12 protein-coding genes are annotated in these 13,690 nt (G+C 63.0%); 3 read left to right on the top strand and 9 right to left on the bottom strand.

The features are described 5' to 3' along the window. The first annotated feature begins 70 nt into the window (after nt 1-70). Both NKI72_RS00670 and NKI72_RS00675 read left to right on the top strand, forming a co-directional pair. Nucleotides 71-967 (top strand): UTP--glucose-1-phosphate uridylyltransferase, encoded by an 897-nt coding sequence (locus NKI72_RS00670; RefSeq protein ID WP_023676320.1) that lies wholly within the window; start codon nt 71-73, stop codon nt 965-967. A gap of 149 nt (nt 968-1,116) precedes the next feature. Further along, on the top strand, nt 1,117-3,537 hold the full coding sequence (locus NKI72_RS00675; RefSeq protein ID WP_352454691.1) for a polysaccharide biosynthesis tyrosine autokinase: 2,421 nt from the start codon (nt 1,117-1,119) through the stop codon (nt 3,535-3,537). Between the two features lie 15 nt (nt 3,538-3,552). Here the strand turns inward: NKI72_RS00675 and NKI72_RS00680 are convergent, their stop codons facing one another. Next, entirely contained in the window at nt 3,553-4,254 is a 702-nt protein-coding gene (locus tag NKI72_RS00680; RefSeq protein ID WP_352469933.1) for a metallophosphoesterase family protein, read from the bottom strand. Nucleotides 4,255-4,447: 193 nt separating this feature from the next. Next, nucleotides 4,448-6,355, bottom strand: a complete 1,908-nt coding sequence (locus tag NKI72_RS00685; protein ID WP_352681427.1) for a propionyl-CoA synthetase — start codon at nt 6,353-6,355, stop codon at nt 4,448-4,450. Nucleotides 6,356-6,525: 170 nt separating this feature from the next. Between NKI72_RS00685 and NKI72_RS00690 the strand changes: the two genes are divergently transcribed. Continuing rightward, nucleotides 6,526-7,317 carry a DUF2259 domain-containing protein gene (locus NKI72_RS00690; RefSeq protein WP_352849789.1) on the top strand — a complete coding sequence of 264 codons (792 nt, stop codon included), beginning with the start codon at nt 6,526-6,528 and terminating at the stop codon, nt 7,315-7,317. Nucleotides 7,318-7,601: 284 nt separating this feature from the next. Here the strand turns inward: NKI72_RS00690 and dhaK are convergent, their stop codons facing one another. The 7 genes from dhaK to NKI72_RS00725 all read right to left on the bottom strand — a co-directional run bounded on the left by dhaK (nt 7,602) and on the right by NKI72_RS00725 (nt 13,684). Then, on the bottom strand, nt 7,602-8,588 hold the full coding sequence (dhaK, locus tag NKI72_RS00695; RefSeq protein WP_352849790.1) for a dihydroxyacetone kinase subunit DhaK: 987 nt from the start codon (nt 8,586-8,588) through the stop codon (nt 7,602-7,604). 26 nt (nt 8,589-8,614) lie between these two features. Continuing rightward, nucleotides 8,615-9,037: a hypothetical protein gene (locus tag NKI72_RS00700; RefSeq protein ID WP_023676327.1), complete on the bottom strand. Its 423-nt coding sequence runs from the start codon at nt 9,035-9,037 to the stop codon at nt 8,615-8,617. An 8-nt stretch (nt 9,038-9,045) separates the two neighbouring features. Then, nucleotides 9,046-10,662: a phosphoenolpyruvate--protein phosphotransferase gene (ptsP, locus tag NKI72_RS00705; RefSeq protein ID WP_352849791.1), complete on the bottom strand. Its 1,617-nt coding sequence runs from the start codon at nt 10,660-10,662 to the stop codon at nt 9,046-9,048. Then, complete coding sequence (locus NKI72_RS00710; protein ID WP_023676329.1) at nt 10,646-10,948, bottom strand: HPr family phosphocarrier protein; 303 nt, start codon at nt 10,946-10,948, stop codon at nt 10,646-10,648. The genes ptsP and NKI72_RS00710 overlap by 17 nt, the downstream gene beginning before the upstream one ends. 22 nt (nt 10,949-10,970) lie before the next feature. Further along, complete coding sequence (gene dhaM, locus NKI72_RS00715) at nt 10,971-11,360, bottom strand: dihydroxyacetone kinase phosphoryl donor subunit DhaM (RefSeq protein WP_352469937.1); 390 nt, start codon at nt 11,358-11,360, stop codon at nt 10,971-10,973. Then, the gene (dhaL, locus tag NKI72_RS00720; protein ID WP_352767236.1) at nt 11,357-11,959 is read right to left on the bottom strand and encodes a dihydroxyacetone kinase subunit DhaL; all 603 of its coding nucleotides are present in this window, start codon (nt 11,957-11,959) and stop codon (nt 11,357-11,359) included. Before dhaL ends, dhaM begins: the two co-directional genes overlap by 4 nt. 81 nt (nt 11,960-12,040) lie before the next feature. Then, nucleotides 12,041-13,684: a dihydroxyacetone kinase subunit DhaK gene (locus NKI72_RS00725; protein WP_352849792.1), complete on the bottom strand. Its 1,644-nt coding sequence runs from the start codon at nt 13,682-13,684 to the stop codon at nt 12,041-12,043. Between the last annotated feature and the right edge of the window lie 6 nt (nt 13,685-13,690).

Raw genomic sequence — 13,690 nt, forward strand, 5'->3', positions numbered from 1 at the left:
TGCAGGTGAATGAAGACAGTTTCGCCGCCTGCGACAGGGTTGAAATCGATCTCCTCAGAAGGAACGTGCAATGAAAAAAGTCAGGAAGGCAGTCATACCGGTGGCGGGGCTCGGAACGCGGTTCCTGCCGGCGACCAAGTCCATGCCGAAGGAAATGCTGCCGGTGGTCGACAGGCCTGTCGTGCAATATGCGGTTGACGAGGCGTTCGAGGCCGGCATCGAGCACATCGTCTTCGTCACCGGCCGCAACAAGGCGGTGATCGAGGACTATTTCGACCTGCATCCTGAACTGATCGGAACCCTGGAGCAGAGCGGCAAGAAGGCGCAACTCGAATCGCTTGAAAGCCTGCTTCCCGTCGCCGGCGCGACGAGCTTCATCCGCCAGCAGTCGCCGCAAGGCCTCGGCCATGCCGTCTGGTGCGCGCGCGAAGTCATCGGTGACGAGCCCTTCGCATTGCTGTTGCCGGACATGGTGTCCTTTGGCGGGCGCGGGTGTCTCGCCGAGGTCGCCGATCTTTATGCGCAGACTGGCGCAAACGTTATCGCCGTCGAGCGTTGCGATCCGACCGAGACCAGCAAATACGGCATTGTCGGGCGCGGCGCTGATGTCGGCACGGGCTTCGAGGTGACGGCCATGGTCGAAAAGCCGGCTCCTGCCAACGCGCCATCGAACTTCTACATCAACGGCCGCTACATCCTGCAGCCCGAGATATTCTCGTTGCTGGCCAGCCAGCAGCGCGGCGCCGGCAACGAGATACAACTGACCGACGCAATGGTGCGTCTCGCACAGACCCAGGCCTTCTTCGCCCAGCCTTTCGACGGCCGCATGTTCGACTGCGGTTCGAAGGAGGGCTTCATTCAGGCCAATGTCGCTTTCGCGCTGGCGCGGGAGGACATGAAGGGCCCGATCTTCGAGATGCTGCAGGAATTCGTCCGGTCGCATCAGCGTCGGGAAGAAGCCGCATAATGTCCATTTTTTCGAGGCATTGTGGGTGCGGCTGATGACGCAGGACAGGCCGTTGCGCCGAGCGTAACGCGCACTGTCCGGCGCAAGGTTTGCACCCTATGTCCCGACCTTCGAGGCGGTAGCGCCTGCAAACTAGAATTGGACCGAAGATGAACTATGCCAATTTTCCTGTCGACAAGAGGACGCCATTGCCGGCTTCAAATGCGGCAAACGCCGAAGACTTCATCGACATCGAGCGCCTGCTTGGCATGGCCGCGCGGCAGGCGAAAGTGGTTGCCGCCTGCGCCGTCATCGGTCTCTTTCTCGGCGTGCTCTATTTGCAGACGACGCCTCCTACCTATGTGGCGACGAGCAGCGTGCTGATCGACGAAGGATTGAACAAGGTCGTCGACGACATTTCGGCGGCGTCGGTCAGCATGCAGACCGACTCCGCCGTTCTGAGCCAGATCGAAATACTACAGTCGGCCAGGCTGGCTGGGGTGGTCGTCGACAAGCTGAAGCTCGATCAGAACGACGCTTTCATGAACCCTCCGACATCGGCCCTGTCGAAGGTTGCTGGCTTTGTGCGCGGTATCGTCCAGTCTGTCCGCCCCAAGCGCGCCGCTAGCACAACCGATGTCACTCAGCTTGATGCTGCGACGCGTGACGCGATCACCGCATCCTCATCGCCCCGTGACTACGCAATCTTCAAACTGCAGACCCAACTCGATGCCGAGCGGATCGGCCGGAGCTTTGTCATCAGCATCTCCTTTCAGGCGACCGATCCGGCGCTTGCGACCGCCATCACCAAGGCCTATGCCGATGCCTATCTAGCCGATCAACTTGATGCCAGCTTCGACGCGACCGAGCGGGCGGCGGTCTGGCTGCAAGGCCGGCTGACCGAGCTTCGTGAGAGCTCTCAGGCGGCTGCACTGGCGGTCGAAAAGTTCAGGGCCGAACACGGATTGGCCGTCAATGACGGCCAGCTGATCAGCGACAAGCAATTGTCCGATCTCAACACCCAGCTGATCGTCGCGCAGGCCGATACCGCACGTGCCGGCGCCCGCTATCAGCAGTACAAGTCGATCGTCGAAAGCGGCTCGGACAATGCGTTCAAGGACGCTGCGATATCGAACGACCAACCGAGCAGCTCGGTCATCACGACGCTGAAGAACCGCTATCTCACCGTATCCAAGCGGCAGCAGGATGTCGAAGCCAATTTCGGCCCGCAACATCCGCAGGCCGTCGCGCTCGCCAAGGAGAAGGCCGACATATCGGCGCAGATTTTCGGCGAGCTGAAGCAACTGACCGAAAGCTACCGCAACGAATACGAGGTCGCTCTGGCGCGCGAAACCGCGCTCCGCGCAAATGTCGCCTTGGCGGCTGGCAAGAGCTCCATCGACAACCAGTCGCAGGTCAAGCTGCGTGAGCTGGACCAAAAGGCGACGGCGCTGTCGACGCTCTACCAGACGTTCCTGAACCGCTATGAGGAGGCCGCCCAGCAGCAATCCTTCCCGGTCGGCAAGATCCGGGTCATCTCGGACGCGACGATGCCGCAGTCGGCCGCAACCCCGCGCACAGCCATCGTGCTGGGGCTTTCGCTGGCGCTTGGCATGATGCTGGGGGCAGGGGTTGGTGGCCTGAATGAATTCAGGGAACGCTTCTTCAGGACCGGCGAGGATGTCCGCGACCGTGTGGGCCTCAAATTCCTAGGCTACCTGCCGGTCATCGGCAAGGCTGGCAAGGATGACCAGCGCAATGGCGGTCAGCCTGACGTCAAAGTCGTTGAATCCAAGTCCGCCAAGTCCTCCAAATCCCAGCCCTCCAAAACATTGTCGGCAGCCGAAAAACGTGCGCGGATGCGGGTAACCGTCGATGCCCCGGCATCGATGTTCTCCGAGACGCTGCGCAACGCCAAGATCGCCTTCGACGTCGTGATGGAGGGCCAGGGCAGCCGGGTCATCGGCGTGGTCTCGGTGCTTCCCGGCGAGGGCAAGTCGACGGTGGCGGCCAATCTTGCCGGGCTGCTTGCCGTCAACGGATCGAAAACGCTGCTGATCGACGGCGACCTGCGCAATCCCGGCCTCAGCCGCAGCCTCGGTATGGAGGCCGAGCAGGGCCTGATGGAAGCTGTGGTGAGCGGGCAGACATGGCAGTCGGTCGGCAAGATCGACCGGCAGACCAAGCTGGCTATCATCCCGGCCGTCCTGCGTGGCCAGTTTTCGCATACCAGCGAGCTTCTGTCTTCAGCCGGCATGCGGCGTTTCATCGATAACGCCAAGGAAACCTTCGAATACATCATCGTCGATCTGCCGCCGCTCGGGCCGGTCGTCGACGCCAAGGCCTTCGCTCCGCTTGTCGACGGCTTCGTGCTGGTCACCGAATGGGGACGCACGCCGCGTGCGATGGTGCAATCCATGCTCAGCTCGGAGCCCTACATCGCCAAGAAGATCATTGGCGCGGTGCTGAACAAGGTCGAACTGAAGAAGCTGGCCAAATATGGCGCGATCGGCGGCTCGGAAAAATTCTTCGACAAATATTCGAGCTACTATCTGGAAAAATCGGAAGCGCGCACCAAGGCAGCCGCCTGAGCGACGACATCGCGCTCAGGAAAATATCAACCTGGCGCGGTTGTCGACGATCCTGAGGGCGGTCAGCTGGCCGGTTTGGAAGGCGCCGGTGTCTATGCCAAGCCGGCGTCCCTCGAGCTTCGGAGTGTCGACCGGCGTATGTCCGTGCACGACATAGCGGTCGAGAAGATGCGCAGCGTCGAAGAAGTCCGAACGGATATTCAGCAAGTCGTCCTCGTCCTGCGCGGCGAGGTCGATGCCGGGCCTGATGCCGGCATGGACGAACACGAATTTCGCCGAACAGACCATGACCGGCAGCGCGCGCATGAAGCTAATGTGGTCGGCTGGAATGACTTCCCGAATGCGCTTGTCGACCTCCTCGCTTGACCCATAGAGATCGGCCATGCGCGACGGGTCGACGCCGTAGGAAAACAGCGTTTGCAGGCCGCCTATCGCCAGCCACGACTCTCTCGAAATGATCCCGTCGACGTAGTTCAGCATCACGACTTCGTGGTTGCCGGCAAGGCAGATGCGCTGGAAATCACGCAGCGGTGGCGCCAGCAGATGATCGAGCACACGCGCCGACTGGGGTCCACGATCGACGTAGTCGCCAAGCATGATTATGAGCTTGCGCCCTTCGAAGGGCGCCGAATCGAGCACGATCTTCTGCTCCAGGGCGCGGAGTTCCTTGTAGCAGCCATGCACGTCGCCGATCGCATAGACGACTGCGCCCCGCATATCGATCTCCAGCCGCTGGCGTGCCGCGGCCTGGGGCTTTCTCGATCGCTGGAACAGGGTCACGTATGGCGTCTCGCATGGCTGTGGGTGCGTCTCGATTCCGAAACAACATGACGACACCGCGCGTGGATACCACGTCCGGCGCCGGTCGTTCCATACCGGAGCTTCGGACGCAACTCGGCTTCGGCGCCCATTACAGGCCGATGCCGCGGCGGTTCAGCGCGGCGGTGATCTCGTCGAGGATGGCCGGGTCGTCGATCGTTGCCGGCATGGCCCATTCCTCCTTGTCGGCGATCTTCTGCATGGTGCCGCGCAGGATCTTGCCGGAGCGCGTCTTCGGCAGGCGCTTGATCGTCACCACCGTCTTGAAGGCAGCGACCGGGCCGATCCGTTCGCGCACTAGGGTGACAACCTCGTTTTCGATGATGCCGGCGTCGCGGTCGACGCCGGCATTCAGCACGACGAAGCCGAGTGGAACCTGGCCTTTCATAGCATCGGCAATACCGACGACGGCGCATTCGGCGACGTCGGGATGCGCGGCCAGAATCTCCTCCATGGCGCCGGTCGATAGCCGGTGGCCGGCGACATTGATGATGTCGTCGGTGCGAGCCATGACATAGAGATAGCCGTCCTCGTCCATCATGCCGGCATCCGCGGTTTTGTAGAAGCCGGGGAACTCGTCGAGATAGGCTTGGCGAAACCGCTCGTCGGCATTCCACAGCGTCGGCAGGCAGCCGGGGGGCAACGGCAATCTCACCACGACATTGCCAAGCGTACCACGCTTGACCTCATGCCCGGCATCGTCGAGCACGCGGATGTCATAACCGGGCATCGGCACGCCGGGCGAGCCGTATTTGACCGGCAACAGGCCCAGTCCGGCGGGGTTGATGGTCATCGGCGAGCCGGTCTCGGTCTGCCACCAATGGTCGATCACCGGCAAGGTCAATTTCTGCTCCGCCCATTTGATGGTTTCGGGATCGGCGCGCTCGCCGGCGAGGAACAGCGTCCGGAATTTGGACAGGTCGTATTTCGGGACGAATTCGCCCTTCGGGTCCTGTCCTTTGATGGCGCGAAAGGCGGTTGGCGCGGTGAACAGCGCGACGACGCCATGCTCGGCGATCACACGCCAATAGGTGCCGGCATCGGGCGTGCCGACCGGCTTGCCCTCGAACAGGATTGTTGTGCAGCCATGCAGCAGCGGGCCGTAGACGATATAGGAATGGCCGACCACCCAGCCGACATCGGAAGCCGCCCAGAACACTTCGCCCGGTTTGACGCCGAACTCGTTTTCCATCGACCATTTCAGCGCGACCATATGGCCGCCATTGTCACGCACGATTCCCTTCGGCTGGCCGGTCGTGCCCGACGTGTAGATGATGTAGAGCGGATCGGTGGCAAGCACCGGAACACAGTCGACATTGGCACCCGCGGCCCGCTCCCGCGCCACGGCGTCGGCATAGTCGATATCGTGGTTTTCCCTGAGTTCGCAGCGCAGTTGGTCGCGCTGCAGGATAAGGCAGCTTTCCGGCTTGTGCCGCGACATCTCGATTGCCTTGTCGAGCAGCGGCTTATAGGCAACCACGCGCCCTGGCTCCAGGCCGCAGGAAGCGGAGATGATCAGCTTCGGCTTGGCGTCGTCGATGCGGGTGGCGAGCTCATGCGAGGCAAAGCCGCCGAAGACCACCGAATGCACGGCGCCGATCCGCGCACAGGCAAGCATGGCGAAGGCTGCTTCCGGCACCATCGGCATGTAGATGATGACGCGATCGCCTTTTTGGATGCCACGATTCTTGAGCACCGAGGTCAGCGCGATCACCTCGCGCTTCAACTCGGTATAGGTGAACTTCCTGATTGTGCCGGAAATCGCGCTGTCATGGATCAACGCGATCTGGTCGGCACGGCCGCCCGCCACATGACGATCGACGGCATTGAAGCAGGTGTTGCACGAGGCGCCAATGAACCACCTGCCATAGACGCCGGCATTGGCGTCGAACACCGTCTCAAAGGGCGAGAACCAGTCGATTTCGCCCGCGGCATCGGCCCAGAATTTTTCCGAGTCGCGTTTCCAGTCGTCATAGACCTCGTGGTAGCGTGACGCCATCCAGCTTCCTCCCCAGGAATGTTTGCTGTCCTTGAAATAGCGTATGCTGGTTTGTGTAACCATGTATTTGTGCGTTTCGTTTGCCGTCGTTCTAACTTGGCCGCAAGTGCGGGTCATGGTGGTCTGGGGGCCGGTATCGTTCGAATTTTCGGCATTAGGGGCAGGGCGCGATGAAATTGCGATATGAGCTTGGGTTTGCCGCGGTTGCGACGCTGGCGGTGGTGCTCGCTTCAGCTGCTCAGGCAGGCGACGCGGCGGCTCGGCGCGTCATCGGCTTTTCGCCAGACGGCAACTACTTCGCCTTCGAACAGTACGGCACGCTCGATGCCGGTGCTTCGGATTCGGGCTGGTCGGAGATCGACATCATCGACACGCGGACCGATGAGTTCGTCGGCGGCAAGCCGATCGTCATCGCCGACGAGACGGAGGATTCGACATTGACGCTTGCGCAGGCGAGGGCACAGGCCGCCGAACTGGCGGCGCCCTTGCTGGCCAAATATGCCATCGCGCCGCGCGGCGAGCGGACTGCCTTGGACAGGTTCACCTTTCCCGACGACATGGTCGCCTACAATGACATTGCGCGCCTCGAGCAGGTTTCGCAAAAATGGCTTTCGCCGGCCTATGAGAAGCTTGGCACCATCCAGCTCGAGCAGATCCGTGCCGACAGCACGGCGGATTGTTCAGCGAGTTTCGACGCGACGCTGCAAGGCGAAACGACCGGCAAGGCGCTCGGCTTTCGCCTGACGCTGCAGGGTCAGGACGGCAAGCCGATCAAGCTGCTGCATGAGGACAAGGCGGTGCCCGGTTCGAGGAATTGCCCGACTTCCTACAGCCTGTCGGAATCTTACGCATTCACCCCGGATGGAAAACCGGGCGTGCTTGCGGTGCTCGTGCAGCGCTTCAGCCAGGGATTTGAAGGGCGCGACCGCCGTTTCATCGCCGTGACTGGCCAGGCGCACTGAGGCAACGCGCTGAGACGTAGTCCGCTACCCGAGTTTGTTGTCCCTAAAGCGGGAGGGCAGCGAGCATAAGTCCGACCCCGCCGACGATCAGCAAGGCGGCTGCCAGCACCTTTCCATGGCGCTCGAAACCCGTCGGCGCCCGATCCCAATTGTAACGCATGCTCGAACTCCCCAAACCCGCAGATTCTTTATCTTACGCAGGGTGAGGAGGGCAACTGTCTGGCGATGCGCGGCGTTGCCGATACCGGTCTTGTCACCGACTATTTCTGGGGCATTCTCCGCCGCTACATGCCCCAGCGCAGCGCGGCCGTATGTACCGGTGCATCCCACCAAACAGCCGCCTCGTCGTCGAGCATGCTCAGCGTGATCGAACAGCCGGCCATATCGAGCGAGGTCACATAGGACCCGACCAGCGACCGGATCACCGTCACGCCGTGCTTCTCGAAGATTTTGCGGGCGCTGTTGTACATCAGATAAAGCTCCATCAACGGTGTGCCGCCAAAGCCGTTGACGAAGAGTAGCGCCTGGCCTCTGGCACCGTCGCCCAGGTCACCCAGGATTGCGGTACAGATCTCCTCGGCGATAGCATCGGCGCTTTTCAATGTGTCGCGCCGCCTCCCAGGCTCGCCGTGGATGCCGACCCCGAACTCCATCTCGCCGTCGCCGATATCGAAGGTCGGCTTGCCCGCCGCCGGCACGGTGCAACTGGTCAGCGCCACGCCCATCGAGCGCGTCGCGCCGTTGACGCGCTCGCCGAGCGCCTTCAACGGCTCCAGTGCCATGCCTTGTTCGGCCGCCGCGCCGACGATTTTCTCGACCACCAGCGTGCCGGCGACGCCGCGCCGGCCGGTGGTGTAGGACGAGTTTTCGACCGCAACGTCGTCATTGGTCACGATTTGCATCACGCCTTCCGACATTTCAGCGGCCATGTCGAAATTCATCACGTCGCCCTCGTAGTTCTTGACGATGAACAGGCAGCCGGCGCCCGTATTGACGACTTCGGCCGCCGCCATCATCTGGTCAGGCGTTGGCGAGGTGAATACCTGGCCGGGGCAGGCCGCATCCAGCATGCCGTGCCCGACGAACCCGCCATGTAGCGGCTCGTGACCCGAGCCGCCGCCGGAGATCAGCGCCACCTTGCCCGGTGTGAGCAGCTTGCGGCGGACAAATCTGTGTTCCTCGCCAAGCGCCAGGATATCGGCATGCGCGGCAACGAAGCCGTCGAGGCTCTCGGTCAGCACCGTATCGACCGAATTCAAAAATTTCTTCATGGCCGTCCTCCCGAAATAGCCCAGCGTCAGCTGCCCTTGCCGGCAATGCTGGTGATCTTCTGGATGAAATCGTTGACCGCCCGGTCGAGCGCCGCGTTCTGCTTGTCGTCGCCGAAATCGGGAACGATCAGCGAGACATGGCGTGTCTTGCGCAAGCCTGCGGCCAGCGACATCTTTCCCGGATGCGCCCGATGGTAGGCCTCAAGGAAATGATCGCGTTCGGCCGGGCTGAAATGGCAGACGGAGAAGATAGCCGGCAAATGCTTCGACGGGATCGGCGTCGAATAGGCCGGGCTGGAAATCTGCGTGACGAAGCTGCGATGCTTGCCCAGCGCATCGGCGAGGCGCTGGCGCATGCCGGACGGGCGCTGGTCGATCACCTGCGACAGGATCGTCTTGTAGGCGCGGATCGCCTCTTCGGGGCCGGATTGCGACGCCTTGTCTGCCATACCGGGGCCTAGATCGAAACGTCCGCGATGGCCGCCTTGGCCATCGCGAGTTGGGCGGGAGCGACGGAGAGGTCACGCAGGCCGGTTTCGAGCAGCGCCGGGATCGAGGCGGGGTCGCCGCCGGCATCGCCACACAGGCTGACCGGGATATTATGCTCGCGGCCGAAGGCGGCAACCGAGGCGATCAGCCGGAGCACGGCCGGATGCCTGACGGAATTCAAATGTGCGACCGACGCATTGTCGCGCGCGGCGGCCATCACGTATTGGGTCAAATCATTCGAACCGATCGAGAAGAAAGCGGCCTTGGCGAATGCCTCCGGTGCGATGGCCACCGACGGCACCTCGACCATGATGCCAAGCGGCGGCATTTTGTGCGCGATGCCGCGCGCCAAAAGGTCAGCCTGCTCCTCAGCGAACAGCGCGGTGGCGTGTTCATACTCTTCCGGAACGGCGATCATCGGGAACATCACCTTCAGATTGCCGTGCATGGCGGCACGTAGCAAGGCGCGGATCTGCACACCAAAGACCTCCGGACGCATCAGCGACAGCCTGATCCCGCGCAGGCCAAGGAATGGATTACCTTCCTCGACGGTCAGGCCCGGCACAGGTTTATCGCCGCCCGCATCGACAGTACGGATCGTCACCGGCCTGTCGCCTGCCCATTCCAGCACTCTACGGTAGGCGCGATATTGCGTCTCCTCGTCCGGCAGCGTCTTGCCGAACAGGAATTCGGTCCGCATCAGCCCGACACCGTCGCACGCCGCAGCATCGATGCGGTCGACATCGGACGGATCGGCAATATTCACCTGCACGTGGACCGCTATGCCGGTCTTCGTTGCTGCCGGCCTTGTCAAATAGGCTGCCGCTTTGTCGCGATGCGCCGCGAAAGACGACGACGATCGCCGGAATGCGTCGATCTCCACTTTCGAAGGCGCCAACACGATGCCGCCATGTTCGGCATCGAGCAGTGCGATTCCGGCAAGGTGAGCCGGCGAAGCACCGGGCCCGGCTACCCCACGCGTTACGAGCCCCAACCCCACCACCATTGGCACGCCGCGTGAGCGTGCCAGCATTGCGACATGACTTGCGGCACTTCCGGCCGTAAGTGCTATGCCGCCGCCGGCACTCCAGTCGGTTTCGAGGAAGCGCGTCGGTGCGATATCCTCGCCGTAGAAGATCGCACCTGCCGGCGCGGCAATGTCGCCGCCCCCGGCAAGCGCGCGTAGCACCTGGTCGCGTATGTCGCGCATGTCGGCCGCGCGCGCCCGGAAATAGTCCTGCTCGGATGTTTCATAGCCGGCTATCTCGGCGTCGAGCGCTTTTCGCCAAGCCACATCAGCAGCCATGCCCTCGGCAATTCGCTCAAAGGCCGGGCCGGTCAGCGCGTCGTCCTCCAGCATGGCGAGCTGGAATTCGAGGATACCGGCCGCCTCGCTGTCGCTGGTTTCCATCAATGTCGCGAGCCGGCCTGCGGCAATGGAGATGGCGGCCTCAAGCGCCGCCTTCTCGTCCGCGGCAGTCGCCTTGCGGACATAACGCACAGCAGCCTGGTCCAGATTGAACAGCGGCCCCTCGGCATAGCCGGCCGATGCCGAAATGCCCTGCAGCCTAAGCGGTTCGGGCATGGTCCTTGCCTTCGTCGAAATCGCGCCGCACCAGCTCGACCAGTGCGCCGACCGCCTCGCCGGCGCCGTCCCCTTTGGCTCTGATATGCAGGACAGTGCCTTTCGGCGCTTTCGCCGCCATCACCTTGACGATGCTCTTGGCGTCGAACCATGGCCCGTTGGCGGCGAGCGCAATCTCGACGTCGGCCGAAAACGTCTTGGCAAGCTTGGTGAACTTCACCGAAGGACGCGCATGCAGTCCCACCTCATGGGTGATCAGGACGCTGGCTTCGGCTGCTGCGGACATGCTTGTCAAAATTCCCGTTCGTTCACGACGGCGACAATTCGTGCGCCGTCGCCACCACTTCCCTGAGCGAGGCGCCGCCGGAAGCCTCGGTCGCCGCCATCACCGCGCCTTCGACGATCGGCGCATTGCAGACGATGATCTTCTGGGCGCGTGGTTCGCCGATCATCTCGACCGCCATCTCGCTATTGGTCTCGGCACCGCCGAGATCGACGAGGATCGCGACCCCCGCCTCCGACCAGGCCTTGTCGATGGCGTCCATGATCGCCTCGACATTGGTTCCCAGCCCGCCATGGCCGTTTCCCCCGCACCATGCAAGCGGCACTTCGTTGCCGACCATCTGCCGCACCATGTCGGCGGTGCCTTCGGCGACCAGCGGCGAATGCGATACGATGACGATGCCGACATTGCTCATGCGCGCCTCTCGATTGCCTCCGCTACGGCCCGCACCAGAAGCGCAGTCGAGCGTGCGCCGGCATCCATATGACCGATCGAACGGTCGCCAAGGAACGAGGCGCGCCCACGCAGCGCCTTCATCGGCACGGTCGCGTCGGCCGCGTTGTCGGCGATCTCGACGATGTCCGCTGCCGTCTTTCCCTGCAGCAGGGCCTCATGCACCGGCTGCAGCACGTCTAACATGGTTTTTTGCCCGGCCTGCGACTTGCCTCTGGCGGCAACCGCTTCGATCGCCTTGCCGAAGGCCGCCGCCAGGTCGGCGCGACCCGGCGCGGCGGAAATCTCCTTGCCGAGCGCCATGAACAGCGTGCCGAACAACGGACCGGAGGCTCCGCCGACGGTCATCACCAGTTTGGTGCCGATCGCCTTCAGCGCCTCGGGCAACGGCTTTGTCGCAAACGCGCCGGCCTCGGCCCGCACTGCCTCGAAGCCGCGTTTCATGTTGAGCCCATGGTCGCCGTCGCCGATGGCCTGGTCGAGACTGGTCAGCTCGTCGGCATGTGCGGCGATCGTGTTTGCCGCCGCCTCGATCAGCCTGGAAATATCCGCTGCCGCCATGTCACCCATGCTCCTGGCCCCTGCGCTGCCGGCAGTACGAGAAAATTGCATATCCGGCAATTGAAGCATTCTTTTCCCCAGTCAAGCGGGTTCGAGCAACGCAGCGAGGGCAGTGAAGACCTCGGCGACGGCAAAGGCGCCGGGGTCGACCACGCCGTCGAGCTGGCTGCCAATATAGGCGGACCGCCCGGCCTTGGCCTTGCGCATGGCAGCGGTGGCCTCGGCTCCGCGTTGCGCCGCGACCGCCGCATCTTCCAGACTCCCCCTATCCAGCGCCCTCAAGGCGGGTTCCAGGGCATCGATCATCGTGCGATCGCCGACCCTCGCTCCACCATAGAAGGACATCCGATCGAGGCCGGCGAGAAGCGCCTTGGGAAGCGTTTCGCCAGACTCCAGCGCCTGCGCGGCGGCGGTGAAGAAGATCGACAACAGCACGCCGCTAGAGCCGCCCATGCTGGCGCTCAGGATGTCGCCGACGACGGCGAGCGTTGCGGCAGGGTCAGCGAGCGGCAGTGTTGCAATGCGGCCAAGCACACTGCGCGCACCGGCCGCCACTGTCGATCCGGTGTCACCGTCTCCCGCCTTGGCATCCAGTCCGTTCAACGAGCCTTCAAGCGAGATCAGCCGTTCGCAGACCGCGACAACCAACCGGTCGGTGCGTGGGTCCTGGCTGGCTTTCGACGCGTTGTTCGGGCCGGCGGCTTTGGCCATCGGCACGACGCTGGCTTGGCGAACGGCTCTTGCCGGCAGCCAGGCGTGGGGGCCTACCGGCGCCCGCAACGCCGCTTCGCGCGACGCATCGAGCCGGATCAGCGACAGGGAAAAGCCGTTCATGTTGAGCGCGGTCATAAGCTGCCCGGGCCCGATTGTCAGCGTCACCTTTTGCGCCAGCGGTGAAGCCAGTACCGCATTGGCGACAAGCAACATTTCCAGCGGTGGCACCGAACCGAGATTATTGATCAGCAAGGCGTAGTGGCTGACCGGATCAAGCCGCGCGGCAAGGCGCTCCGACATGATCGCAACCAGCCTTTCGGCACTTTGCACCGCAATCCGCTCAACGCCCGGTTCGCCATGGATGCCGAGGCCGAGTTCGGCATCGTCCGCCCCGAATCTTTCTTCATGGCTCTGGCCGGGGATCGAGCAGGATGACAGCGATATGCCGAGCGAAACGATATCCGCCGCCACTGCCCGCGCCGCCCCGGCAATCGCCGCCAGGTCAATGCCGGCTTCCGACTGGTGGCCGGCGATCTTGTGCACGAACAAGGTGCCGGCCAGGCCACGCGGCTGGGCAATGTCCGGCAGGGCGATATCGTCGGCGACAATCACCATCTCGACCCGGAAGCCTTCGGCGCGCGCCTTCTCGGCTGCCAGGCCGAAGTTGAGGCGATCGCCGGTATAGTTCTTGACGATCAGCAGACACCCGGCGGGACCGGTCACCGCGCGGATGGCGGCCAATACCGCTTCCACGCTCGGCGAAGCAAAGATCTCGCCCGAAACCGCCGCCGTCAGCATGCCAATGCCAACAAAGCCGGCATGGGCAGGTTCGTGCCCGGCCCCGCCGCCGGAAATGACCGCAACCTTGGTCTTATCCCAGTCCGCGCGGAGAATGACCTTGATCTCGGGATAGCCGTCGAGGCGAGCGAGATCGCCGGCGCCGGTAGTATCGAGGAAGCCGTCCAGGGCCTCAGTTACGGTCGTATCCCTGCGATTGAAAAAATGCTTCATCGAATT

Origin of the sequence: Mesorhizobium sp. M0437, assembly GCF_040321335.1 — a bacterium.
Taxonomy (GTDB): domain Bacteria; phylum Pseudomonadota; class Alphaproteobacteria; order Rhizobiales; family Rhizobiaceae; genus Mesorhizobium.